We start from the raw sequence: 24,670 nt of genomic DNA, 5'->3' as shown, positions 1-24,670 counted from the left end.
ACTTAAAGCAACGCTCGTACCAGAAAAACCAAAAGTAATTTTGAAAGTTGGAGATAGAGTAAAAATGTTCGATGGCAGAGCAATTGGAAGTATCGATAAGATAGAAAAAAATAAGGCTATTGTAAATTATGGATTGTTTACTTCGAATGTGAGTTTGGATTTGTTGGAATTTGTTCAAAATAAATAATTATGGAAATATCAGATCTTCCAAAAGATAAAAAAATTATTTTGTTTGATGGTGTTTGCAATTTATGCAATTCATCTGTTCAATATGTAATAAAACATGATACAAAAGATATTTTCAGGTTTGTAGCTTTACAGTCTGAATTGGGTCAAAAAATCATAACTCATATTGGTATTTCACAAAAAAATATAGATAGCATTATTTTGTATGAACCTGGAATTGCCTATTATTACAAATCGGCAGCGGCATTGGAAATAGCCAAACATCTTGGTGGCATACATAGTTTTGCCACACTATTTAGAATTTTACCATTAAATTTAAGAGATTCTATTTATGATTATGTAGCGAAAAATCGTTACAAATGGTATGGAAAGCAAGATAGTTGTATGATACCAACAAAAGAACTAAAAGCTAAATTTTTATTGTAATATCATAATAATTTAGTTAATTTATTTTATATTTGTATAAATTTTAAACTTATATCATGAAAAAAATTATTTTATTCGGGGCCTTAATTCTTACCATGAAAGGATTTGCTCAATTTCCAGCACCTTATTGTCCAGTAACTAATACTAGTGGCACAGAACCAATTACTTTAGTTAATTTTGCTGGAATTAACAATGTTACGCCTAATGCAACAACAGGAGTTGCGCATGAAGACTTTACCTCAATTACAGGAAATGTTTTAGCGGGTAGTACTTATCAGATTAGATTGAAAGGAAATTCTGATGGAGCATTTAATAATAACTATTCTGTTTTTATTGATTGGAATCAGAATCAAGTTTTTACTGATGCTGGTGAAACGTATAATGTAGGTAGTTTACTTAATACTACAGGAATCGATGCTGCTCAACTGTCTGGACTTATTGAAGTTCCAGCAACAGCATTGGCTGGAAATACAAGAATGAGAGTTGTAAAAAGATATAATGCATCAACAACTGTATTTCCAACATCATGTCAAACAGGTACTGGCTTTGGTCAAGCTGAAGATTATACTTTATCAGTTGCAATACCAACATGTTTTGCACCAACTGCAGGTACTTCTTCAGGTGTAACAGCAACTCAAGCTAATTTAAGTTGGACTTCTTCTAACACATCTTTTGAAATTGTAGTTCAAAATGCTGGAACTGGAATTCCTGCAATTACTGACAATACAGGTGTTAACGTAACTGGGTTAACTTATACAGCGACTTTGCCAACGAATAACACAAATTATGAGTTTTATGTACGTTCTGAATGTACGGTTGGTACTTCATTCAGTACATGGTCGGGACCTTATAATTTTAATAATTTAACTGCACCTGATTGTGCTGTTTTAAACACACCTACAAATGTTGCAACAAATGTACCGTTAATACTTGTAAATAATGCAACTACAGCTTCTACAAGAGAAACTGCAGTATCGCTTACATGGACTGCTCCAGCAACACCAGTTGCAGGATATAGAATATTTTTTGGACAAGTAGAAGCAACAATACCATCATTAAATCCAACAGGTGCACCATTTACAGGAGTAGCTGTAAATATTACTAATGTGCTTTACAACACAACTTACTATTGGAAAATAGTGCCAGAAGGTGCGAATGGATTACAAGCACAAAATTGTGTAACATATAGCTTTACTACAGGTCCTTCACCTGGGTCTTGCTTAAATGGTATATTGGCACCAATTGCTACGTTTACACCAGCTACGTGCGATGGAACAACTGTAAATACAATAACACCAACAGCAATACGAGCGGGAAGATATTCAAACGTTGTTTTGACTTCTGGTCAAACTTATAAGTTTTCAAGTTCGGTTGCAACTGACTTTTTTACAATTAGTACCGATGGAGGATTAACAGCTGCTACATTTGGAGCATCGCCTCTTACTTGGACATCTAATTTTGCAGGTACTGCTCGAGTTTATATACATCTTTCAAATCAATGCGCGCCAAGTGCCGCAGGTGCTACAAGAACGACTACGGTTATTTGTGGGGCTTCTCTTTCTACTACTGATTCTTTCGATGCAAACAATTTTAGAGCTTATCCGAATCCAGTAAATGACATATTGAGTTTATCATATGATAAAAATATTTCAAGCGTTGCTATTTACAATTTACTGGGACAAGAAGTGCTCACAAAATCAATAAACGAAATGAAATCAAAAATTGATATGTCCGCATTGCAAAATGGTACATACTTTGTTAAAGTTACTTCTGAAGGTAAAGTAAGAACAATACAAGTTATTAAAGAATAGTTATTTTAATATTCTTATATAAGCTGTCAAAGAAATTTGACAGCTTTTTTTATTTAGTGATTTAATCTTCTTTCTCCCATTTTCCAACTACACTCGTAGCCAAAGCATTTCCTAAAACATTGGTCGCGCTTCGAAACATATCGCAAAAATGGTCGATAGGCAATATTAAAGCAATACCTTCTACAGGAATGTCAAACATACCGCAAGTGGCTGCTACCACAACCAAACTTGCTCTTGGCACGCCTGCAATACCTTTGCTAGTGAGCATTAAAACCAAAAGCATGGTCATTTGGGTGGGAATATCCAGATGAATTCCCGAAGCTTGTGCTATGAATATACTGGCAAATGTCATGTACATCATGCTTCCATCGAGGTTAAAAGAATATCCTAAAGGCAACATAAACGACACTATTTTGTCTTTTACGCCAAATCTTTCCAATTCTTCTGTTAATTTTGGGAATACTGCTTCGGAACTGGTGGTTCCAAAGGCAATGACTAACGGACTAATAATATGTTTTAACAAAATAAGCATTCTGTGTCTTAAAAATAGAAACCCTACAGCTAGTAAGAAAACCCACAATGAACCAATACCTACTAGAAATGATCCAAAAAATTTGGCGTAGGTTAGCAACAAATCATCTACATCTCGAATAGCAAAAACGCCTGCAATGGCTCCAAAAACTCCCAATGGAGCAAACTTCATGACATAGGTAACCATTTTTAAAATAATATGTGATGTTTTGTCTAACGCATTGACTACTGGTTTTGTAAAATCTCCAAGTGATGCGGCTGCCAATCCGAAAAAGATAGAGAAAATGACTATTTGCAAAATCTCGTTGGTTGCCATAGCTTCCACGATACTTTTAGGAATGATATGTTCTATAAAATTTTGTGCAGAAAAGTTTTGTGTTTTATCAGTTACTTCAGCTGCGGTTGCTGGATCAATGTCGATTAATTTTAATCCGACACCTGGTTCAAAAAAATTCACCCAAAACATACCTATTAATAAGGAGATGAATGATGCTGTAAAAAACCAACCCATGGCCTTTCCTCCTATTCGACCTACGGATTTGATATCGCCCAATTTTGCGATTCCTACGACCAATGTTGTAAATACCAAAGGCGAAATAATCATTTGTACCAATCTGATGAAAACAGTAGCCAGCATTTTGATGTAGCCACTGAATTCTTTGGCAGATTCTGGTGTATAATTATTGTGAATAAAAACGCCTAAAACTGCACCAAGCAACATGGCTATCAGAATTTGCGTGGTTAGATTACTGAATATTGATTTTTTGGTTTCGATTTTAGATTCTGTTGAATTCATAGTTTATAGTTGAATGTTATTGGTTTTTTAGCCCCGATGGGAATGGAAATCCTCGAGTTTCAAAAATATATTTTTTTCTGGAAGAAAAGAACGACCGAAGGAAGTTCCTTTTCTGACTTGAAAAAAAATATTTTTGAACGAGAGATTGTAATGGACAGCGGGAAACAGCTTCTTATTTTGACAAGCTCCATTTCGACAAGCTCCATTTCGACTAGCTCAATGTGACAAAGTTATTTCGACAATCTCTCTGGGCAATTATTGTTTGTAAATTTTATTAATCAAATAAAAATCTGCAATGACGAGCGCTGCCATGGCTTCGACAATTGGCACGGCACGTGGTACGACACAAGGATCGTGACGGCCTTTGCCTTGTTGTTCAATAATTTCTTGATTATTGGTTAGTACTTCTTGCTTTTGGATAAGGGTTGCCACTGGTTTGAAAGCAACGTTGAAATAAATGTTCATTCCATTGGAAATTCCACCTTGAATTCCGCCAGAAAGGTTGGTTTTTGTGGTTCCGTTTTCATTATACAAATCGTTGTGCTGGCTTCCTTTCATTTTGGCACCTTGAAATCCACTTCCAAATTCGAAACCTTTTACCGCATTTATGGAGAGCATGGCTTTGCCCAATTCTGCATGGAGTTTGTCGAAAACGGGTTCGCCCAATCCTATAGGCACATTTTGAATGACGCAAGTAATGACGCCGCCAACGGTATCGCCTTGTTTTTTTATTTCTTTGATGTGATTTTCAATTTTTTCTGCTGTTGGTTGGTCTGGACAACGCACGGCATTGCTTTCAATCAAAGAAAAATCTAAATCTTGATATTTTTTATCGATTGTAATTTCGCCAACCGCAGAGACAAATGCATTGATTTTAATTTGTGGAATAATTTGTTTTGCAATTGCGCCTGCCACTACTCTACAAGCAGTTTCACGAGCGGAACTGCGACCGCCACCACGATAATCGCGGATTCCGTATTTTTTTTCATACACAAAATCGGCATGACTTGGGCGATAGGAATTTTTGATATGTGAATAATCATCGGATTTTTGATTGGTATTCGGAATCAGAAAACCTATTGGAGTTCCAGTGGTTTTGCCTTCAAAAATTCCTGAGAGAAACGTGACTTCGTCTGCTTCTTTTCGTTGGGTAACAATGGCAGATTGTCCTGGTTTTCTGCGTTCCATTTCTTTTTGGATGGCATCAAAATCTAAGATAATTCCTGGCGGACAACCGTCTATAATTCCACCCAAAGCATCGCCATGAGATTCTCCAAATGTGGTTACTTTAAAAATAGTTCCGTAGCAATTTCCAGCCATTGTATTTTGTTTGGAACAAATGTAACTTTTTAGTTTAAAGATTAAAAATTTAGACTTTAAAAATTATAAAAATTGAGCACTATTTCTTAACGTATTGTTTCAGTTCAATTAATATTAGAATTCGTTATTTGTAAAACTTCTAATAATTCTGAATTGAAAAAGCGAAAAGTTGAACTTGTGGTTATATCCGATGTGCATTTGGGAACTTATGGATGTCATGCCAAAGAATTGGTTAATTACTTAGCCTCTATAAAACCCAAGATTTTAATTTTAAATGGCGATATTATTGATATATGGCAATTTAGAAAATCATACTTTCCTAAAGATCATTTAAAGGTTATAAAATCGATAATTAATTGCGCTTCCAAAGGAACAAAAGTGCATTATTTGACTGGAAATCACGATGAAATGTTGCGAAAATTTAGTGATACTCATGTTGGAAATTTTTCGCTTCAAGACAAACTTTTGTTGGATTTGGATGGCAAGAAAGCTTGGATTTTTAATGGTGATGTTTTCGATGCATCTGTCCAGCATTCAAAATGGATTGCCAAATTAGGCGGTTTGGGTTACGATTATTTAATTTTAATAAACCGTTTTGTGAATTGGTGTTTGAAAAGAATGGGCAAAGAACCTTATTCATTTTCCAAAAAAATTAAAGGAAGTGTAAAAAAAGCAGTTAAATTTATTGGCGATTTTGAAGAAACTACGACAGATTTGGCTATTGAAAAAAAATATGACTATGTAATTTGCGGACATATTCATGAACCAAAAATTATTGAAATTCAAAATAAATTTGGCAAAACATTGTATTTAAATTCTGGGGATTGGGTTGAAAACTTAACTGCTCTAGAATATAATAATAAAAGATGGAAGCTCTTTAAATATGACGAAAAATTAATGTCTAGTATGGAAAAAGATGAAGCTGAATATTTTGAAATGGAAAATACAATAAGTCAAGAGATTATTGAAAAGTTTATATTAACAAAAAAATAAATTTATGGTAAATATGAAAATTGTTACAATAATTATTAATTAATTTTGTTTTTAAGATGTGAATTATGCAACATTAAAATTTAATTGTAAAAGTTAATGATTGTATATTTGTCAAAACAAAATTTATGTATATGAAAAAATTATTTATTACGGCTGTCCTGCTTTCAGGATTTGCATTTAGCGCACAATCTCAAAACATTTCAAAAAATGCTTTGGGGTTAAGATTTGGAGATAATAATGGATTTGGTGGAGAAGTATCTTACCAAAGAAAATTAGCTGGAGATCATAGATTGGAACTCGATTTAGGATGGAGAAACAGCGACGTTTACGACGCAGTTAAAATTACTGGTGTTTACCAATGGGTTTGGAATATTGATGGCGATTTCAATTGGTATGCTGGTGTAGGAGCTGGATTAGGAAGTTGGGATTTTAACAAAAAATATAAAAACCAATATTTCAATAATGATAATAGTGGTGGAGTTTATGCCTTTGCAGCTGGAAATATTGGTATAGAATATGATTTTGATATTCCATTATTAATTTCATTAGACTTTAGACCAGAATTTGTTTTGGGTGATGGTTATGGAGATAATTATGGATCAGATATCGCTTTGGGTCTTAGATATCAATTCTAAAATATTTTTAATTATTTAAAAAATCATCTTCAGTTAATTTTGAAGATGATTTTTTTTATTGTATTTTTTTTATAGCTTGTCTGTATAAATTTTCATATAATGGTACAATTTTTTCGATAGAAAAACTATGAGCTACTTCCAAGGCTCTTTTTCTAAACTGTTCTAGAATTTCTGGATCTGAAATTATTTTAAGCGCGTTTTCTGCCATTTCGTTCACATTGCCCACATTGCTTAAGTATCCAGAAACACCATTGATATTTACTTCTGGCAAACCACCAGAATTACTAGAAATTACCGGAACCCTACAAGCCATGGCTTCCAAAGCAGCAAGTCCAAAACTTTCGGTTTGAGAAGGCAACAAAAATAAATCTGAATAATTTAATATTTGATTAATTTCATTGCTATTTCCAAAGAAAATTACTTTGTCAGTAATTCCCAAATCTTCACAAAGTTTTTCAGCGAATGCTTTTTCTGGTCCATCGCCTACCATCATGAGTTTTGCTTTGATTTTTTGTTGTATCAGATAAAAAATTTGAATGACATCTGGAATGTTTTTTACTTTTCTAAAATTGCTAATGTGCGTAATAATCCGTTCGTCTTCATTTGCCATTACAGAACGTTTGCAAGGATTTAAGACAGATATTACGTTATTTAATTCAATAAAATTTGGAATTACTTCAATCTCGTTTCTAATATCAAACAATCTTAATGTGTCGTCCTTTAGACTTTGTGAAACCGAAGTTACTTTATCTGACTTATTAATACTAAAAGTAACGGCAGTTTTGTAAAACGGATGATTTCCTACTAATGTAATATCTGTACCGTGAAGTGTTGTAACCATTGGAATTGTTATGCCTTGGTCTTTCAACATTTGCTTTGCCATATAACCCGCATAAGCATGTGGAATGGCATAATGAACGTGTAGCAATTCTATTTTATACAATTTCACCATATCTACCAGTTTACTTGACAAAGCCAATTCATAAGGTTGATAATGAAATAATGGATATTCTGGAACATTCACTTCGTGGTAATGGACATTGGGATTCAATAATGCCAAACGAACTGGTTGTCTGTAAGTTATAAAATGTATTTCGTGACCACGACGTGCCAATTCTAATCCTAATTCTGTAGCAACAACGCCACTTCCGCCAAACGTTGGGTAACAAACAACTGCTATTTTCATACTACGAAAATAATGAATTTTAAGATTTTTTAATAAGTGATTATGACAATATTAACTATTCTTTAATAATTGATTGTTGAATAATTTTTTGAATATCTTCACGAATATTTTGTTTGTAAAGTTGGTTGGTTGCGTTGGCATCTGGAAATGTTCTGTTTGACATGAAAACGTAAATAATTTCTGTTTCAGGATCTGCCCAAGTCATAATTCCTGTGAAACCTGTATGACCGAAACTAGATGCAGAAACAGGATTTTGTTTGTTCAAATCTGGTTTGTCGAAACCTAGCCCTCTCCTATTGCCTTCTGCACAAAAATAGCAAGTATTAAAATCATTGAATGTTTTTTCTGAAAAATATTGAATGCCACCATAATTACCTTTATTTAAATAGAGTTGCATCATTTTGGCAATATCCATAGAGTTCGAAAACAAACCTGCATGACCTGCAACACCGCCTTGCATTGCAGCCGCCATGTCGTGTACGTAGCCTTGAATGGTTGTGTGACGGAAATAATTGTCTATTTCTGTTGGAGGAATTACGCTCATGTCAAACTTCTGCAAAGGATTGTACATTGTATTATTCATGCCCAACTTGGAAAAGAAATTTTCTTCAGAAAGTTTGTCTAGTGTTTTTTTATTTTCTCTTTCTAAATATTCTTTTAATAATATAAAAGTGAAATCACTATAAACATATTCTTTTTTATCATTTAATTTACTATTAACAATAGTTTTAAGAATCGTGTCGTTATAATCGTTTCGTAGAAATAAATTTTCTGAAACTTGCAGTTTAAAATTATCTGAATATGATTTTTGATAAAACTTTTTAAGTGGCATTTTCGAAGAATCTAATGTAGACTTATAAAAAGGAATCCATGCTTTGAGTCTTGCATAATGTGAAAGTAAATCTTTTAATTTGATAGAATCTTTGTCTGTTCCTATAGTTTGTGGAACCATTTTTCCTAAATTCGTGTCTAAATTAATTTTTCCTGCATCATATTCTTGCATGATATTTGGCAAAGTAGCAATAATTTTTGTCAAGGAAGCCACATCGTAAATATCTGAATTTTTAACTTTAACTTCTTTTTTATAAGTATGGTATCCGAATGATTTTTGATACACTACTTTTCCTTTTCTAGCAACTAGAACTTGAATACCTGGCGTCATTTTTCCTAAAATAGCTTTGTAAGCAACACCTTCAATATTTGATAAAATTTCGGAATTCATACCTACATTTTCAGGTGTTGAAAATCCTAATCTATTTATTTTTTTGGTTGATAATCCGTCGCCTTGAATAAAAAAATTATTAATGGTCACTGGAATTTTACCTTTGGCTTCTATAGCTCCAAAAATTAATTCGGCCGATACGTTTTGAGCAATTTCATTATTTTGATATGTAAGTACCAATCCTTCGATATCATCAAACGATTTTACTGGAAGCATAACGTAAGGTTTGGCAAAAACATCTAAAATAACATTGTTATTTTCAGCTATTTTTTGAACCCAAAGTTGTTCTTTTTCTGTAAATTCATATTTACGCCATAGTTTGTCAGATTTGTGCAAACCAATAATTACCGTATTGTATTTTTTCAATTCTACATTTAAACTATCCAAGTCAAAATGTGAAACTTCTGTAACTTCTGCATATTTTTTTAAAGTTAGCAAGAATGTATTATCTGGATTATCGCCAATTTTTACGTAAGCTATTTTACTTCTGGTTAAATCTTTTATGGGTAAAATGCTGTCCTTGTTTTTTAAAACAGTAATAGCACTTTCGTAAAGTTTATATTGCAAAGAGTTGTTAATTGGTTTATTAAGATCCGCGTATAAATTCTCGGTATTGATAGGTTTATAATGATTTAAACCTGCTTTGTATTTGTATTTTAGTATTTTTTTTACCGAATATTCGAGTCTTTCTGGTGTAATTAAAGTGTCGTTGTAGGCTTGTCTGAATTTTTCCATTGCGGTTGGTACATCTTCTGCAAAAAGCAAAATATCGTTTCCCGCTAAAAAAGCTTCCAAATCTATTTCACCAGGTTTTTTAAAATTGCTGGCCCCTTTCATGTTTAAAGCATCAGTAAATATGAGTCCTTTAAAGCCCAATTCTTTTTTCAAAACATTGGTCACAATATTGTATGAAATTGAAGACGGATAATTTTCACGTGTTTCTAAACTAGGAACGTTTAAATGAGCCACCATAACGGAAGCCAAACCTAAATCAAACATTTTTTTGTATGGATAAAACTCTACATCCTCCAACCGTTCTTTAGAGAATTTAATAATAGGAAGTGTTTGATGAGAATCTGTTTCTGTGTCGCCATGTCCTGGAAAATGTTTGCCTGTAGAAAATATACCTTCGTTTTGAACGCCTTTCATTAAAGCAATGGCACGTTCTGTAACTTTTAATTTGTCTTCACCAAAGGAACGGCTTCCAATGATTGGATTTCTAGGATTTGTATTGATATCAATAACTGGAGCAAAATTAAAATGAATTCCCATTCTTTTGGTTTCTTGCGCCATTTGGGTTCCCATTTGTTCAATTAATTTCAAATCTTGAACGGCACCAAGGGTCATATTCCATGGATAGCTGTAGGTAGAATCTAGTCGCATGCTCAAACCCCACTCGGCATCGTTACCAATAAACAAAGGTATTTTTGCCTTAGCCTGAAATCGATTTGTTATATTGGCTTGGCGAACTGGTCCACCTTGAAAAAAAATTATACCACCAACTTTATACTCTTTTACTAATTTATCAACCACATTAAAATGAATAGAATCTCTGTTTGAATAACCCGCAATCATAAACAATTGACCTAGCTTTTCGTCAAATGTCATATTTGAATAAATACTGTCAACCCATTTTCTTTCTGGTTTTGTATCCTCGAAAAGATTGAAACCAGCCCTAGATTGATCAATAAATTTTTCGTTTGTTGTGGTTTTTACTTTTTTCGGAGTATCATCAATTGCCACATTTGGAGGTAAAGTATTTTTTTTTATAGCACAATTCACCAATAAAAAGGTAGCAATGCAAATAAATATATACTTGAAAATATTTTTCATTCTATGATTTTAAAAAAAGCGACTATGCCAGCTATCTTCCGCAGGAACTTCCCAAGCATCGTTAAACTCTTCTATATTATTGACTAAATTATTAAACACTATAGTAGAACCTGTAACAGCTTTGTCTTTTGCCATTTTTTTGAATTCAATCAAAGTTTTGTGTGCTACAAATTCTCCGTTTTTGAATGTTACATTCATTTTGTCTAACAAATCTACTTTGTATTTTTGTTCTAGTTCTTGAATAAATTGAACAGATTTATCAATCGAGCAACCTGTTGCCACTTGAGGTTCCTGATTTACAGCAAAAATTATAAATCTGTTGTATTTTAATAGATAGGAAGCTTCAAGGCTTGTGCCATGTGCAGCCCAATTTTCGACAAAATTTTCTACAGAAATCTTTATTTCAGAAAATTCATCGTCTGTAAATTTACGGTTTGATTGGTAAATCCAAATTTTTGATTCTGGCGGTAGGTTTTCGAAAGGTATATACATTTTGAATTACGAATTACGAATTACGAATTACAAAAATTTACTTTTTCGTAATTCGTAATTTATTTAAAGATCTTGAGCGTTAGCAATTAATTCGGCTATGTCCATTACTTTGACATTGGCTTCTTGTTCTTTGTTTTTTACACCATCGGTCATCATAGTGTTGCAGAATGGGCAACCAGCAGCAATAATATCTGGTTTTAATTCAAGTGCTTCTTCTGTTCTTTCTATATTAATTTCTTTGTTTCCTAGTTCTGCATCTTTAAACATTTGTGCGCCACCTGCGCCACAGCATAGTCCATTTGCTTTTGATCGTTTCATTTCGACCAATTCTGCATCTAATTTTTGAATTAAATCTCTTGGTGCTTCATATATTTTATTGGCCCTGCCCAAATAGCACGGATCATGAAATGTGATTCGTTTCCCTTTGAATTGTCCGCCTTCAATAGTTAATCTACCTGAATCTAATAATGATTTTAGGAATTCTGTGTGGTGAACTACTTCGTATTTTCCGCCCAATTCTGGATATTCATTTTTTATAGTATTGAAACAATGTGGACAGGCGGTTACAATTTTTTTTGCTTCGTATGCATTCAGAACTTCAATGTTCATCATGGCTTGCATTTGAAACAAAAATTCGTTTCCTGCTCTTTTTGCTGGATCGCCAGTACAACTTTCTTCGGTGCCAAGCACAGCAAATTCAACCTTTGCACGATTGAGAATTCTAACAAATGCTTTTGTTATTTTTTTGGCTCTATCGTCAAAACTACCTGCACAACCAACCCAGAATAAAACTTCTGGTTGTTTGCCTTGGGCTAGCATTTCTGCCATTGTTGGTACTATTAATATTTCTTGCATAAATTGTTAGTTTGTTTTTTTGTGGATTTGGTTATTTGGACAACGAATAACCAATTAACCAAATAATCAAATCCACATAATATTAATGTTTTCCGTCGTCAAAGACTTGAATTGTAACTTCTTTGTCAACCAAATCGGTAAATTTTCCTCTATAACGAGTTGCTTTTACCAGATGATTGTCAATCCAATGGTAATTGCCTCCACGTGGTTTTCCCATAACCATTCCGTGGTATTTGAAACCGTATTTTTTAAGCCAAATTTCTGTATATTCTCTGTGTGCTTCTGTTCTAGAAGTAAAAAAGAATATAATATGACCTTCATCATACCATTTATTTAATGTGACTAAAGCATCTGGATAAACTTCTGCAGTTAGCATTCTTTCTGGTTCTTCATTTGGAATATCATCGCAGATAGTTCCATCAATATCAATTAAATAATTTTTTACGCCTTCTGGAAGTATAGGACTTATGGTTTGCCCATTTTCTGAAGCTGCTTGGAGGCTTTTTTCAATTTCTTCTAGTTTCATTTTTATTATTAGTTTGGTAAACAATTTCAAGCCTCACTATATGAAATTGTAAATTGTTATAATTTAATTTTCGTTTTTCCAGTTTAACCTGTCCTGCTGATTGTATTGCCAGGGTGCCGCATTGTTTTCAATATTGGTCATCATAGCATTTATTGGCATTGGCGCTGCGCTTTGTTCCATCACCAAATAGCGTCTCATGTCCATAATAATAGACAATGGACTTATGTTTACTGGGCATTCTTCTACGCAAGCATTGCACGATGTACACGCCCATAATTCTTCGGGTGTAATAAAATCATTTAATAATGACTTGTTATCTGGAATAAAAATTCCTTTGTTCAGATCAATATTATTTCCAACTTCAACCAAACGATCTCTGGTATCCATCATGATTTTTCGTGGCGATAATTTTTTTCCTGTAATATTGGCGGGACAAACCGATGTACATCGACCGCACTCTGTACAAGTATAAGCATTTAATAGCTGAACCCAATTTAAATCTTGCACATCTGAAGCACCAAATTTTGAAGGCGCTGCACTTGCATCTGGTGCTGGAGTAGCAAATGAATCGGCATTTGGATCAAGCATCAACTTGACTTCGGCAGTCACACTTTCCAGATTATCAAATTGTCCTTGAGGATTTAAATTTGCAAAATATGTGTTTGGAAATGCTAATAAAATGTGCAAATGTTTTGAAAAATATAAATAATTTAAAAATACTAAAATTCCAGAAATATGTAACCACCAAGTTGCGCGCTCAATAATGATAACTGAACTTTCATTCATTCCATTGAAAATAGGTGCAATAAATTGACTGATTGGAAATGAACCTGCTTGAATATAATGCGGAACATTATGGGTTTGCAACCACAAATCGGAGGCATTCATGAATAAGAAAAGGGACATTAATACCACTTCAAAATAAAGTATGTAATTGGCATCAGATTTTGGCCAACCTTTCAAGTCTGAACCGATAAATCTTTTCAACTTTATTACGTTTCTTCTTGTCCAAAAAATAATTACTGCCACCAATACTAAAACTGCTAATATCTCGAAGGAAGCAATGAGTGCATTGTATAAACTACCTAAAAAAGCAAAAATTCTATGGGTTCCAAAAACACCATCGATTATTATTTCTAAAACTTCTAAGTTAATAATGATGAATCCTGCATAAACAATAATATGAAGTATTCCTGCTACTGGACGTTTCACCATTCTGGATTGACCCAATGCAATCATGGCCATATTTTTCCAACGTTCGGATTTATTATCAAATCTATTGACGTTTTGCCCAAGTTTTATATTACGAATAATTTTTTTGACATTTATAGAAAAATATCCAATGCCAATACCTAAAACGATAATGAATAATATATTGTCTAAATAGCTCATGCTGATTGGTTTATTTTTGAGTTGGTTCTATATATGGTTTTTCTTTTTTTCCAAAAAGCGAAACATTTACATATCTTGTTGGATGCAATCTTACATCTTGCAAAAGCAATTCGAGTTCTTTTGATGTTTTGGTCAAATTATTATACATGGCATCGTCCTTGAGGAGTTTTCCCATGGAACCTTTTCCAGATTCTAAATTGGCCATAATTTTGTTCACATTATCGAGTGTTGCTTCGAGAGATTTAACTGTTTGGCTCAATTTTGCTTTTTCTAAATCATCAGAAATTTTTGCAAAATTGCCAGAAGCTCTCTCAACATTTGCAAGTGAATTATTGATTTTTTGTTGATTGGATGCCAAAAGCGTATTTACTTTTTGTGTGGCTTTATTAATTTCTGTCAAAGTTTGGTTTAGTTGTTCGATACTATTTTTAAGATTTTGCTTTGTTTGAGCATCTAAAACGCCATTGAAATTATTGACCAAACCATCTGCATCAACCACCAGTTTATCGATTTTTTGTTGTGTGGGCACTAGTTTTTCTCCTACGGAAGACATCAATCCCATTTTTACATCTGAGGCCAGTTTATCTCCTGATATTGCCAAGTTTTTATTTTTATAATCTGGAATAATAGCTATTTGTTTTCCGCCTATAAAACCAGGTTCATAAATTTGAGCTATACTAGTTTTTGATATTGGAAAATCGTCATCATTAATTTGAATTTCAATAAGCAACTTACCATTACTATTCAAACTAATTAAATTCACTTTTCCAACTATTTTACCATTTACGGTTACAGCTGCCGAAGTTGCAAGTCCTTCTACATTATCATATTCAACATATAATTTTTTGTGGCTGTTAAATAAATTTTGTCCTTTTAAAAAACTGTATCCCCAAATAAATAGTAAAATTGAAGCAATGACTAGTATGGCAGTTTTAATTTCTCTGGTAATTTTCAAAATGATTTGTTTTTTAACAAAATTAATAATTTTATAATTAAGAACACTTTATAATTTTAAGGCGTCAGTTAATTTAATTTTTAGTCCTTTTTTATAGGAAACAATAAAAGCAGAATCATAACCATGGGTTTTAGCTTCCAATAATTGCATTTTGGCAACATTATAATCATTGGTTTCGCCATACATATATTTATAAATGCCGTTTTCGCTAACCAAAGATATTTTATCCAAGCCATTAAAGTTTTTTGGTTCAGCTTCAATAAAAGAAGAACTTGCTTTCAACTGAATCTTAAAAATTGCTTTTTCTGGATCAACTTTGCTTACTGGAATACTTAAATCAATAACTTTTGGAGAATCTTTAATTGGAATCATAGGTTTCGGCGTAGAATCCTTCGGCATTGGTTTCTCAGATTTTTTAATATCGATGATTGGCATTATACCTCCAAAATGTTCCACTTTCATTCTAAAAATAGCATCTGCGATTGTTTTTGCAACATTTTGTTGTCCTTCATCAGAATTTAAATAAGCACCTTCATCTCTATTGGAGATAAAACCCATTTCTATTAATACACGAGGCATGAATGCTTTGTGCAAAACCATAAATGGCGCTTGTTTGACACCTCTTACTTTTCTATTTAATTTTGTTTCAAAACCTTCTTGTACTTTACTAGCCAATTCAATACTTTGATCTAGGTATTCTTCTTGAGCCAAAGTGGCGCTTATTAATGATTCAGGCGAATTTGGATTATAGCCTGCATATTTGGTTTTATAATCGTCCTCCAAAGTAATTACCGCATTTTCTTTTTGGGCAACAGCCAAACTCGAAGCACTTTTTGAAAGTCCCATTACATAGGTTTCTGTACCGTAAGCTTCGGTATTTTTATTAGCATTACAATGTATAGACACAAAAAAATTAGCACTTGTACGATTGGCAATGTTTGCACGTTCGACCAAATCGACAAAAGTATCATCTTTTCTGGTGTAAATAACTTGAATATGTGGATCTGATTCTAAAATTTTTCCAACTTTGAGTACAACGCCTAAAGCAATATTTTTTTCTACAAACCCATGATAAGTAGCACCAAAATCGTGATCACCATGTCCCGCATCGAGTACCACTTTGAATTTTGAATTTCCTTGTGCATTAATTGAATTTGATAAAATAAAAATGATTATAAAAGTTGAGTGTTTTAATTTTGAAATGATTTTCATAGATGCTTTTTTTATATTTGACCTTAAAGGTTATAATTTTACTAAATGCTTAATTTTTTTTAAAAATAAATGTAAGTTTGTCACTTCAAAAATTAAGCCACATTTTTACAAAAATAGTATTTATAGCGTTGCGTACAAATTTATTTCATATCGTTTTTTTAGCTTTTTTGTTAACTTTAACAAGTTCAACTTTATATTCCCAAGAATTGCCTAAAAAAACTATAGCTATACCTGCTGATATACAATCAGATAGCTTAAAAATTGCTGTTAAAAATGGTGCCAAAATAAATGATACAATTAAGAAGGATTCTCTCAAGAAAAAGCCGTTACTAGATGGCAAAATTAAGTATAAAGCCCAAAAATACGCCAAATTAAATCAAAAAAAGAAACAAATTACACTTTACGACAAAGCGGAAGTTTATTATAAAGATATTGAATTAAAAGCTGGAATTATAGTTATAGATTATCAAAATGATGAAGTTTATGCAGGGAGAATCAAAGATTCGGTTGGGAATTTTACTCAATTTCCTGAATTTAAGCAAGGCTCCAATATAGTAGAACCAGATTCAATCAGATTCAATTTTAAAACCAAAAAAGCTTTGATTTGGAATTCCAGAACCGATCAAGGAGAATTTAGAGTTAAAGGTGAAATTACAAAAAGAGAAAACGATTCTGTTTACTTTATTAAAAATGCACGATTTACAACTTCAAAAAACTTAGATAATCCAGAATATTATTTTTTGGCCAGAAGAATAAAACTGGTTCCAGGAAAAAAAGTAGTGACTGGTTTTACCAATATGGTCATTGCTGATGTTCCTACGCCAATTGGTGTTCCATTTGCTTATTTTCCAATGACAGAAGAAAGCACTTCTGGAATTATTTTGCCTACTTTTGGAGATTCAAACTCTCAAGGTTATTTTTTGCAAAATGGCGGTTATTATTTTGCTTTGAGCAAAAATTATGATCTGGCACTTTTGGGGGATTACTATACCAACGGAAGTTATGCTTTTAGAGCAGAAAGCAGTTATGCCAAAAAATATAAATTCAATGGTAATTTTAATTTTAGATACGAAAATCAAGTGACTGGCGAACGTGGATTGCCTGGATATAGCAAATCAAATTTGTATAATATTCAATGGAGTCACTCACCTGATACCAAAGCTACACCAAATTCTAGGTTTTCTGCTTCAGTGAATTTAGGAAGTCAGAAGTACTTTCAAACGTCACTAAATCAATTAAATAGCGCGAATAGATTAAACAATACTTTGAACTCATCTGTATCCTATTCAAGAACTTTCAATACAGTTCCACAGATAAACATGTCGCTGACCGCTTCGCATTCTCAAAATACAAATACTGGTCAAATTAATATGACATTGCCCACTTTGCAAGCCAGTGTAGATAGAATATTTCCATTTGCTCCTTCGCAAGGAACTAAAAAAGGTTTTATTAAAAATATAAATTTTCAATACAATTTAAGTGGTCGAAATGAAATAGTAACGGTTGATTCGTTATTCTTTAAACCTCAAATGTTTAGAGATGCAAAAAATGGTTTGCAACATACTATTCCTCTTAGTACTAATTTTAAAGTATTTAAATATTTTAGTGTTTCTGCTTCGGCAAATTATTTGGAAACTTGGTATTTGAAAACCATTGAAAAGAAATACAATACAGTAACTAACGCAGTTGATAATATTGATAGAAATGGTTTTGATGCTTTTCGAACTTATAATTTTTCATCTAGTTTAGGAACTACTGTTTACGGAACTTTTAATATTAGTAAAACAAAAAAATTACAAGCCATTCGACATGTTATGCGACCATCGGTTTCGTACGGTTACACGCCAAGTTTTGAAAAATATTACAATACATATGCAGCAGACGGAAGTGGCAGAATGGCAGAATATACCAGGTTTGAAACTGGTATTTTTGGTGGTCCAGGTAAAACCAATTCAAATAATTTAGGGTTTTCTTTAAGCAATACTTTTGAGGCCAAAGTAAGAGATCAAGATTCTACGAAAGTTGAACCCAAGAAAATAATGCTCCTTAATAATTTTAACTTATCCACTAGCTATAATTTGAATCCTCAAGACAACCAACAGGCATGGGCTCCTTTGAGAATAAGCGGCGGAACCAATTTGTTCAAGGAAAAAATGAATGTAAATTTTGGCGCTACACTAAATCCGTACGCCATTGATAGCAACGGTAAACAATTAAATCTTTTTAATATAGACAACAATGGAAGTTTGTTTCGATTGACGAGTGCCAATATGACTTTAAACTATTCATTGACTAATAAAAACAGTAAATCTGAGGATAAGAATGAAAGCACCAAAACTGGTACAAAAGACAACAGTTTATTTGGATCGACTACAGATTTTAGCGACAGACGAGAAAGTCAGTTTAAAGATGATGACAAAGATGATAAATTTTCAGAATTTTTCAAAGCAAAATTGCCTTGGGATTTGCGATTGGCTTATTCCTTGACCTACTCCAATGAAAATAGGGAAACAAAAATTTCCAATAGTTCACTCATGTTTTCTGGCGATGTAGACATTACACCCAAATGGAAAGCTGGTGTTTCTTCAGGATACGATTTCGTTCAAAAAGGAGTTACTTATACTCAACTTCGTTTTGAACGCGATTTATTAAGTTGGAGAATGGATTTTAATTGGACACCTTTTGGAAATCAAGCTTCTTGGTATTTCTTTATAGGAATAAGTTCTTCTGTTTTGAGCGATATTAAATGGGACAAACGAAATACGCCAGATAGGAGACTTTAGACTTTAGATTTTAGATTTTAGACTTTAGATTTTAGAGTTTAGATTTTAGAGTTTAGATTTTAGATTTTAGATTTTAGATTTTAGAGTTAGACTTTTATATTCTAATTAAGATACCTTCATATCTATAAGATTATATTTAGGATAGTTGTTAATGTAAATAGGTATCCTCCAAAATAAAATCCTTTAAATACTAACAAAAAAAATTCCCGATTTCTCGAGAATTTTTTTTGATTTTATAATGTTCTATTGCGGTAACGTTTTTTGATTTTTCCTTGTAAAATTATTAGCAACATATCTGATACCGTTGTAAAGAATATTCTTTAATGGATTTTTTGGACTAAGAAACATGACCTTGCTTAGTAAAAAATTTGTTCCAATTCCAACCGCTCCATTTATCAAATTTGATTTTAATTCCTTCGAAGATTTAAATTCCTGAAAAGTACTTTTAATTAAATTGATAGGTTTCAAATTGTTTAATGTAATATCGTATTGCTGTTTTAGCAATTGCAATTCATGAGCTTGTCTGCTTTTTAAATAAGTAATTCTCTCAGTTAAAACATCATTTTGGTTAGTTGTTTTCATGCTTCATCATCTTTTAAAATTTCAGAAATAATGGAATTCTTAATGGGCTCTTTAATCAAGCTATTTTTAAATATATTGAATATAATTCCAATAAATGCATAAAATCCAGCTATGACAAAAAAACCATAATAAGACTTGCCTAAAAGTTCCCCAACCCAAAAGGCAAGCCCTATGTTTAAAAATAAGAAAAATGTTGCAACCATCGTAGCCGAAACCAATTTTACAGCTAAAGAGGCTAATATATCAGAAGATTTAGAAATCGCGTTAAGCTTTAATAATTCTAAAGAAGTTTTAGTGAATACTTCGGCTTTTTCAAAAAGGGTTTCAATCGTAGTTACTGTATTTTCCATAATTTTTAATTTTTATTTATTTTAAAATTATTGTTTGATTTGATCTACTTTTTTCGAAGCATAATCTTTTCCTTCTTCGAATTTATTTTCTAAAGCATTTTTGCCTTCTTGGAATTTATTTTCTAAAGTAGCTTTACCATTTTCCCACTTGTCACCCATCATGCTTTTTCCTTCTTCTACAACACTGTCATATTTGTTGACAACACTTTCGTAAAGGTCGTCGAATTTTCCTTTCAAATCATCAGCATATTCCTGACCTTTGTCTAAAATTCTTCTTCTAGTTTTTGATCCTTTTTCTGGTGCAATTAAAATTCCAATTAATGCTCCTGCAGCTACGCCGCCTAAAACTCCTAATAATGTTTTATTAGTTCCCATAATATATAGTTTAAATGTTTATAATAATTCTTTTTGAAATGTAATTATACTCTTTTGCCTTGAATAACACGTAGTATTACAGCTACTAATGCTATGACAAGTAATATGTGAATTAATGATCCAGCGCTATAAGCAAAGAAGCCAATAGCCCAAAAAATGATCAGAATAACTGCGATTGTATAAAGTAAATTGCCCATAATATAAAATTTTAATTGGTTAAATGTTTAGTTAAATGAAAATGCTGCGTAAATATTTATAACACTATTTTTTGCGTCTGGAAATGTGTAGGATGTACCTAAAAAAGTTCTCTCTTTACCTATATTTGTTAATCCGTAATTATATCTTGCACCTACGCTAAAAGAATCTAAATCAAGACCTAACCCTACAGATGCACCAACATCAAAACGATTGAAATCTTCTGCTTCAAAATTATTTTCAAAATCGTATGAATTATTGTTTGCATCATTTTTTACATTGGCAGACAATAAGTATCCTGCATAAGGACCTGCATGAATATTGAAATTTTCTGTAATATTAACAACTGCCAATACTGGTATTTCAATATATCCAAGGTTAAATTTGGCTGTACCTTTTGCAAAAGTATTGTTGTAAGTTAACTTTGCGCCTTTTGTAGAATAATTTAACTCTGGCTGAATTGCAAACATTTCTGTAACTGGGATTTTAGCAAATAAACCTACATTGAAGCCGGTTAGTACATTATTGTCATCAACATCATCTGTGTATAAGTTTGAAAAGTTTACGCCTCCTTTAATACCTACTTTGGCATTGTCTGTTTGTGCATTTGACAATTGCGTAAGACCCATAAAAAGTGTCAGGGCAATTATTAATTTTGAATTTTTCATATTGTTTTTTTTTATTTTAATGTAACATTGTTATTACGATACAAAATTGTCTCAATTTCGGAAACATTGTGTTATAAAACTTTTTGTTAAATTTATAAGATTCACACATCTCCAGTTTAAAATTAAAAAAGCGAGAATAAATCCCGCTTTTTATTATTTTTCGTTATTCACCGTAAGGTTTTTGAAAGCATCACCCAGTTTTGTCATGTCGGAATCAAATTCTCTTTTAAATGAATCCCAATCTGATTGATTGCTAGCTTTATAACCATCAATTTTTGCTTTAAGCGCCATGTTTTTTTGTTCCAAAGCATCGACATTTTTTTTATAACTAGCGTCTAGTTTGCTCCCAACTTTATTAATTTCTTTTTTTAAATCGGCAATTCGTGCTTCATTTGCAGTGATAGATGCTTGGGCTTGTGTTTTGTATGCTTCCCATTCTGAATTATTTGATTGAGCAACCGTATCGGCAACAGCTTCGTTTCTTACTTCGTTTAAGTCTTCTTTTGCATCTTGCACATTTTCGACAGCATCAGCTTCTTTTTCCACGTTTGTTTTACAACTTGTAAACACAAATCCTGCCATAAATGTGCTCATTGCAAGAATAAAAAATGATTTTTTCATAGTTATTGATTTTAATTGTTAATACTATTTTAAGTTTATCACTTAAAAAAAGGACATACTTATTGTGAATTACAAATTTGCAATCAATAGCTTAAAATTCTTTTATATAATTATGAAATAGTATTACAGCATTTAAGGTTTTTTGGACAAATCTTCATCTATTGATGCGTCGTTTTCGCCTGTTTCATTCTCAATATCTGTGTATTCTTTGAGGATTTCTTTGATTTCTCTTTCGGATTTAGATTCAAAGTTTATAACTGCATTATTTGCATTTTCATGCGATGATACTAGTTCATTAATTTTTAAATGAATTAATGCTGAGTATCTGTTAAAAGATTTTTGAATAATAAAAAGACTTAAAAAAGTAGTTCCGAAAATTATATCGCCAATAATTTGGTGTACACTCGCTTTGGATTCTATATCATTTATCCACCAATATAAAACCAAACAAAATGCCAACATAAACGTAATTGAATTTCCAAGTATGGCTGTAGATAATAAAGTCAACTTTTCGAATTGTTTTTCAATGCTTAGGTAAGTATTTTTCATATTTTAGAAAATAACGAAGTTGATTTTATAGAATTTTGAATCAGCAAATTTTTTTATGTTTTGCATCGTATTCAATTATGAGACTTTGCAAAGAATCATAATAATCTTGCAGAATTTGTATGTTTATTTTTGGATGAGATTCTTCTGGAATTGTAATTGGCATTTCTGCTAAAAACTTAGATATCTCTGGATAATTATCGCGAATTATCATTGTTATTTTTAGAATATCATTATTTAATTCGCTTTCAGTTTTCATAATTTTATATTTTTGATTGTATAATAATTTTAAAGATGATTAAAAATAAAAGAGATTGTCAAAAATGGCATATAAAAATATCCTTTTTCAAAATATTTGCTGAGTTTAAGTATAATTGATTTTTAATAACAATATACGAATACTATGCAAATTTATTTTTTGATTTCAGAATACGCTTACCAATTAAGACAATCTCTTTAAACTTAAAACTATTTACTGATACAAATATATCTAAAAGATTGCGTAAATAGTTATATAATTTTTGGATATATTTATATTATTCCCACTTTCTACTTTTGCTTTAAAGAGTCTTTTAATTTTTTGGCTTCCGCTTTTTTCTTTTTATTAAAATATCCTTTCAATAAAAAGTTATTTTGAGCTGCTTTTACAGTTTCATTTAATTCGATAGTTCCTGTTTGAATATTGGTAATGGTCGAATCTATAGAACTCCCCAACTTTTCATCGTTAACCAGTTTTGATAAAATACCTTTTTTATTATTCATTTTTTTTGTGAAAGTTGAAAACTCATTTGAACTAGACTCCAAATTTAACAAAGTTTTTTCAAGACTAGATGCTACGTTTTGATCTGTCATTAATTTAGATAAGGCACCGTTGTTGTTGTTCATTTTGCTACTAAACTGTGCCAATTGATTGGTTATAATTCCAGCATTATCCACGCTTACCTTTACGCCTTTCATTAAATCTTCCATTTCAATAGCTTCGGTTGATCTGATAGAACCATTGTCAGCGATAATTTTATCTGAACCTCTTCCTGGAGAAATTGTTAATACTTTGTCGCCCATTAATCCATCGGATCCAATACTTGCTGTGGCATCAACTTTTATGAATTTTTGAACATCGTCCTTAATAATTAATTTTACAACAACCGATGTATCTGATACAAACTGAATATCATCTACAGTTCCAACATTGATTCCAGAAAAACGTACATTGTTTCCTATGGTCAAACCACTTACGTTCTTAAATTTTGTACTCAATACAAAAGTTGATCCAAACAAATTTTGGCTTTTTCCTATTAGATAAATGGTCAATATAAACACTGTAATGCCAATAATTACAAACATTCCTAATTTCCAAGTATGATTTGAATTTTTATTCATTTTTTCAAAATTTAATAATTATATAAAAAAAGATTTTACCCAAGCTTCCTCACTTTTTTCTAATTCATCATAAGTTCCTTCTGCATTAATTTCGCCGTCTTTTAGAATTAAAATTCTATCGCTAGTCATTTTTGCACAAGGCATATCGTGGGTAATTATTATTGAAGTAGTCTTGTATTTTTTTTGAATAGATAATATAAGTTCACTTATTTCTCTAGATGTAATTGAATCTAAACCAGTAGTTGGTTCGTCATACAATATGATTTCAGGATTTATAATAAGTGTTCTGGCAAGTCCTATCCTTTTCTGCATACCGCCCGAAAGTTCCGAAGGCATGCTATCTATAGATTCCTCTAGACCAACATTTTCAAGGGCTTCAACAATTCTTTTGTTTACTTCATCGGTTGGTAAATCCTTGGTGTGGTGTTTTAATGTAAAAGCTAAATTTTGTCTAACAGACATTGAATCATAAAGTGCTCCATTTTGAAATAAAAATCCAATTCTAGTTCTTATATCGTTAAGCTCTATATAATTGGCTTTGGTAATATCTGTTCCAAATACATTAATTTCGCCTTTATCGGCTTTAATCAAACCTACCAAACATTTAATAGCTATTGATTTACCAGAACCTGAACGACCTAAAACTACCAAACTTTCCCCTTTTTTTACAGTAATATCAAGACCTTTTAAAACTTCATTTTTCCCGAAGGATTTGTATAGATTTTTTATTTCTATAATTGGATTATTCAATTTAGAATTTATTTTTTTGCTACTTGTAGTTTCTAGATTTATCATGATA

General features: G+C 31.9%; 26 protein-coding genes. 6 read left to right on the top strand and 20 right to left on the bottom strand.

Features of this window, described 5'->3' with window-relative positions; translation table 11 throughout:
• The 3 genes from RMN92_RS13645 to RMN92_RS13635 all read left to right on the top strand — a co-directional run.
• Nucleotides 1–187: hypothetical protein (locus RMN92_RS13645; RefSeq protein ID WP_309609989.1), on the top strand; the 187-nt coding region annotated here is incomplete at its 5' end.
• A 2-nt stretch (nucleotides 188–189) separates the two neighbouring features.
• Nucleotides 190–612 carry a thiol-disulfide oxidoreductase DCC family protein gene (locus RMN92_RS13640; protein WP_309609988.1) on the top strand — a complete coding sequence of 141 codons (423 nt, stop codon included), beginning with the start codon at nucleotides 190–192 and terminating at the stop codon, nucleotides 610–612.
• 56 nt (nucleotides 613–668) lie between these two features.
• Complete coding sequence (locus tag RMN92_RS13635) at nucleotides 669–2,423, top strand: GEVED domain-containing protein (protein ID WP_309609987.1); 1,755 nt, start codon at nucleotides 669–671, stop codon at nucleotides 2,421–2,423.
• 61 nt (nucleotides 2,424–2,484) lie between these two features.
• Here the strand turns inward: RMN92_RS13635 and RMN92_RS13630 are convergent, their stop codons facing one another.
• Nucleotides 2,485–3,750: a cation:dicarboxylate symporter family transporter gene (locus RMN92_RS13630; protein ID WP_309609986.1), complete on the bottom strand. Its 1,266-nt coding sequence runs from the start codon at nucleotides 3,748–3,750 to the stop codon at nucleotides 2,485–2,487.
• A gap of 255 nt (nucleotides 3,751–4,005) precedes the next feature.
• Nucleotides 4,006–5,070, bottom strand: coding sequence for a chorismate synthase (gene aroC / locus RMN92_RS13625; protein WP_309609985.1), 1,065 nt, complete (start codon nucleotides 5,068–5,070; stop codon nucleotides 4,006–4,008).
• A gap of 153 nt (nucleotides 5,071–5,223) precedes the next feature.
• On the opposite strand from aroC, the gene RMN92_RS13620 reads away from it, so the two are divergent.
• Complete coding sequence (locus RMN92_RS13620) at nucleotides 5,224–6,063, top strand: UDP-2,3-diacylglucosamine diphosphatase (protein WP_309609984.1); 840 nt, start codon at nucleotides 5,224–5,226, stop codon at nucleotides 6,061–6,063.
• Nucleotides 6,064–6,194: 131 nt separating this feature from the next.
• Entirely contained in the window at nucleotides 6,195–6,698 is a 504-nt protein-coding gene (locus tag RMN92_RS13615) for a hypothetical protein (protein ID WP_309609983.1), read from the top strand.
• A gap of 55 nt (nucleotides 6,699–6,753) precedes the next feature.
• On the opposite strand, the gene bshA is transcribed toward RMN92_RS13615, so the two are convergent.
• The 8 genes from bshA to RMN92_RS13575 all read right to left on the bottom strand — a co-directional run bounded on the left by bshA (nucleotide 6,754) and on the right by RMN92_RS13575 (nucleotide 16,371).
• Nucleotides 6,754–7,884 carry an N-acetyl-alpha-D-glucosaminyl L-malate synthase BshA gene (gene bshA / locus RMN92_RS13610; RefSeq protein WP_309609982.1) on the bottom strand — a complete coding sequence of 377 codons (1,131 nt, stop codon included), beginning with the start codon at nucleotides 7,882–7,884 and terminating at the stop codon, nucleotides 6,754–6,756.
• 55 nt (nucleotides 7,885–7,939) lie between these two features.
• Entirely contained in the window at nucleotides 7,940–10,939 is a 3,000-nt protein-coding gene (locus RMN92_RS13605) for a glycoside hydrolase family 3 N-terminal domain-containing protein (RefSeq protein WP_309609981.1), read from the bottom strand.
• Between the two features lie 9 nt (nucleotides 10,940–10,948).
• Complete coding sequence (locus tag RMN92_RS13600; RefSeq protein WP_309609980.1) at nucleotides 10,949–11,431, bottom strand: ABC transporter ATPase; 483 nt, start codon at nucleotides 11,429–11,431, stop codon at nucleotides 10,949–10,951.
• Between the two features lie 63 nt (nucleotides 11,432–11,494).
• Complete coding sequence (locus RMN92_RS13595) at nucleotides 11,495–12,286, bottom strand: (Fe-S)-binding protein (protein ID WP_309609979.1); 792 nt, start codon at nucleotides 12,284–12,286, stop codon at nucleotides 11,495–11,497.
• An 82-nt stretch (nucleotides 12,287–12,368) separates the two neighbouring features.
• Complete coding sequence (locus tag RMN92_RS13590; RefSeq protein WP_309609978.1) at nucleotides 12,369–12,812, bottom strand: phosphoheptose isomerase; 444 nt, start codon at nucleotides 12,810–12,812, stop codon at nucleotides 12,369–12,371.
• 63 nt (nucleotides 12,813–12,875) lie between these two features.
• Nucleotides 12,876–14,204 carry a (Fe-S)-binding protein gene (locus RMN92_RS13585; protein WP_309609977.1) on the bottom strand — a complete coding sequence of 443 codons (1,329 nt, stop codon included), beginning with the start codon at nucleotides 14,202–14,204 and terminating at the stop codon, nucleotides 12,876–12,878.
• Between the two features lie 10 nt (nucleotides 14,205–14,214).
• A complete protein-coding gene (locus RMN92_RS13580; RefSeq protein WP_309609976.1) occupies nucleotides 14,215–15,159 on the bottom strand; it encodes an MlaD family protein in 945 nt (314 codons plus the stop codon).
• A gap of 48 nt (nucleotides 15,160–15,207) precedes the next feature.
• The gene (locus tag RMN92_RS13575; RefSeq protein WP_309609975.1) at nucleotides 15,208–16,371 is read right to left on the bottom strand and encodes an N-acetylmuramoyl-L-alanine amidase; all 1,164 of its coding nucleotides are present in this window, start codon (nucleotides 16,369–16,371) and stop codon (nucleotides 15,208–15,210) included.
• Nucleotides 16,372–16,448: 77 nt separating this feature from the next.
• Between RMN92_RS13575 and RMN92_RS13570 the strand changes: the two genes are divergently transcribed.
• Nucleotides 16,449–19,154: a putative LPS assembly protein LptD gene (locus RMN92_RS13570; RefSeq protein WP_309609974.1), complete on the top strand. Its 2,706-nt coding sequence runs from the start codon at nucleotides 16,449–16,451 to the stop codon at nucleotides 19,152–19,154.
• 243 nt (nucleotides 19,155–19,397) lie between these two features.
• On the opposite strand, the gene RMN92_RS13565 is transcribed toward RMN92_RS13570, so the two are convergent.
• The 10 genes from RMN92_RS13565 to RMN92_RS13520 form a co-directional block, all read right to left on the bottom strand.
• Nucleotides 19,398–19,736, bottom strand: a complete 339-nt coding sequence (locus RMN92_RS13565; RefSeq protein WP_309609973.1) for a hypothetical protein — start codon at nucleotides 19,734–19,736, stop codon at nucleotides 19,398–19,400.
• Nucleotides 19,733–20,086, bottom strand: a complete 354-nt coding sequence (locus RMN92_RS13560) for a hypothetical protein (RefSeq protein WP_309609972.1) — start codon at nucleotides 20,084–20,086, stop codon at nucleotides 19,733–19,735. Before RMN92_RS13560 ends, RMN92_RS13565 begins: the two co-directional genes overlap by 4 nt.
• Nucleotides 20,087–20,113: 27 nt before the next feature.
• Entirely contained in the window at nucleotides 20,114–20,461 is a 348-nt protein-coding gene (locus RMN92_RS13555) for a YtxH domain-containing protein (protein WP_309609971.1), read from the bottom strand.
• A 44-nt stretch (nucleotides 20,462–20,505) separates the two neighbouring features.
• The gene (locus RMN92_RS13550) at nucleotides 20,506–20,658 is read right to left on the bottom strand and encodes a lmo0937 family membrane protein (protein ID WP_309609970.1); all 153 of its coding nucleotides are present in this window, start codon (nucleotides 20,656–20,658) and stop codon (nucleotides 20,506–20,508) included.
• 27 nt (nucleotides 20,659–20,685) lie between these two features.
• Nucleotides 20,686–21,324 carry a porin family protein gene (locus tag RMN92_RS13545; RefSeq protein WP_309609969.1) on the bottom strand — a complete coding sequence of 213 codons (639 nt, stop codon included), beginning with the start codon at nucleotides 21,322–21,324 and terminating at the stop codon, nucleotides 20,686–20,688.
• Nucleotides 21,325–21,477: 153 nt separating this feature from the next.
• Complete coding sequence (locus RMN92_RS13540; protein WP_309609968.1) at nucleotides 21,478–21,945, bottom strand: hypothetical protein; 468 nt, start codon at nucleotides 21,943–21,945, stop codon at nucleotides 21,478–21,480.
• A gap of 132 nt (nucleotides 21,946–22,077) precedes the next feature.
• Complete coding sequence (locus RMN92_RS13535) at nucleotides 22,078–22,494, bottom strand: low affinity iron permease family protein (protein WP_309609967.1); 417 nt, start codon at nucleotides 22,492–22,494, stop codon at nucleotides 22,078–22,080.
• 40 nt (nucleotides 22,495–22,534) lie between these two features.
• A complete protein-coding gene (locus RMN92_RS13530; RefSeq protein ID WP_309609966.1) occupies nucleotides 22,535–22,750 on the bottom strand; it encodes a hypothetical protein in 216 nt (71 codons plus the stop codon).
• 290 nt (nucleotides 22,751–23,040) lie between these two features.
• Nucleotides 23,041–23,871 (bottom strand): MlaD family protein, encoded by an 831-nt coding sequence (locus RMN92_RS13525; RefSeq protein WP_309609965.1) that lies wholly within the window; start codon nucleotides 23,869–23,871, stop codon nucleotides 23,041–23,043.
• A gap of 18 nt (nucleotides 23,872–23,889) precedes the next feature.
• Nucleotides 23,890–24,666, bottom strand: a complete 777-nt coding sequence (locus RMN92_RS13520) for an ATP-binding cassette domain-containing protein (protein WP_309609964.1) — start codon at nucleotides 24,664–24,666, stop codon at nucleotides 23,890–23,892.
• Nucleotides 24,667–24,670 lie beyond the last annotated feature (4 nt).

Source organism: Flavobacterium sp. (assembly GCF_031363805.1).
Taxonomy (GTDB): Bacteria; Bacteroidota; Bacteroidia; order Flavobacteriales; family Flavobacteriaceae; genus Flavobacterium.
This window is presented reverse-complemented; position numbering and strand designations above follow the sequence as displayed.

Coding starts and splice junctions, on each gene's coding strand:
- RMN92_RS13590 (WP_309609978.1), bottom strand. CDS start 12,812: ATGAAACTAGAAGAAATTGAAAAAAGCCTCCAAGCAGCTTCAGAAAAT.
- RMN92_RS13560 (WP_309609972.1), bottom strand. CDS start 20,086: ATGGAAAATACAGTAACTACGATTGAAACCCTTTTTGAAAAAGCCGAA.
- RMN92_RS13605 (WP_309609981.1), bottom strand. CDS start 10,939: ATGAAAAATATTTTCAAGTATATATTTATTTGCATTGCTACCTTTTTA.
- RMN92_RS13540 (WP_309609968.1), bottom strand. CDS start 21,945: ATGAAAAAATCATTTTTTATTCTTGCAATGAGCACATTTATGGCAGGA.
- RMN92_RS13575 (WP_309609975.1), bottom strand. CDS start 16,371: ATGAAAATCATTTCAAAATTAAAACACTCAACTTTTATAATCATTTTT.
- RMN92_RS13630 (WP_309609986.1), bottom strand. CDS start 3,750: ATGAATTCAACAGAATCTAAAATCGAAACCAAAAAATCAATATTCAGT.
- RMN92_RS13565 (WP_309609973.1), bottom strand. CDS start 19,736: ATGAAAACAACTAACCAAAATGATGTTTTAACTGAGAGAATTACTTAT.
- RMN92_RS13525 (WP_309609965.1), bottom strand. CDS start 23,871: ATGAATAAAAATTCAAATCATACTTGGAAATTAGGAATGTTTGTAATT.
- RMN92_RS13535 (WP_309609967.1), bottom strand. CDS start 22,494: ATGAAAAATACTTACCTAAGCATTGAAAAACAATTCGAAAAGTTGACT.
- RMN92_RS13600 (WP_309609980.1), bottom strand. CDS start 11,431: ATGTATATACCTTTCGAAAACCTACCGCCAGAATCAAAAATTTGGATT.
- aroC (WP_309609985.1), bottom strand. CDS start 5,070: ATGGCTGGAAATTGCTACGGAACTATTTTTAAAGTAACCACATTTGGA.
- RMN92_RS13530 (WP_309609966.1), bottom strand. CDS start 22,750: ATGAAAACTGAAAGCGAATTAAATAATGATATTCTAAAAATAACAATG.
- RMN92_RS13555 (WP_309609971.1), bottom strand. CDS start 20,461: ATGGGAACTAATAAAACATTATTAGGAGTTTTAGGCGGCGTAGCTGCA.
- RMN92_RS13615 (WP_309609983.1), top strand. CDS start 6,195: ATGAAAAAATTATTTATTACGGCTGTCCTGCTTTCAGGATTTGCATTT.
- RMN92_RS13520 (WP_309609964.1), bottom strand. CDS start 24,666: ATGATAAATCTAGAAACTACAAGTAGCAAAAAAATAAATTCTAAATTG.
- RMN92_RS13550 (WP_309609970.1), bottom strand. CDS start 20,658: ATGGGCAATTTACTTTATACAATCGCAGTTATTCTGATCATTTTTTGG.
- RMN92_RS13585 (WP_309609977.1), bottom strand. CDS start 14,204: ATGAGCTATTTAGACAATATATTATTCATTATCGTTTTAGGTATTGGC.
- RMN92_RS13635 (WP_309609987.1), top strand. CDS start 669: ATGAAAAAAATTATTTTATTCGGGGCCTTAATTCTTACCATGAAAGGA.
- bshA (WP_309609982.1), bottom strand. CDS start 7,884: ATGAAAATAGCAGTTGTTTGTTACCCAACGTTTGGCGGAAGTGGCGTT.
- RMN92_RS13640 (WP_309609988.1), top strand. CDS start 190: ATGGAAATATCAGATCTTCCAAAAGATAAAAAAATTATTTTGTTTGAT.
- RMN92_RS13545 (WP_309609969.1), bottom strand. CDS start 21,324: ATGAAAAATTCAAAATTAATAATTGCCCTGACACTTTTTATGGGTCTT.
- RMN92_RS13595 (WP_309609979.1), bottom strand. CDS start 12,286: ATGCAAGAAATATTAATAGTACCAACAATGGCAGAAATGCTAGCCCAA.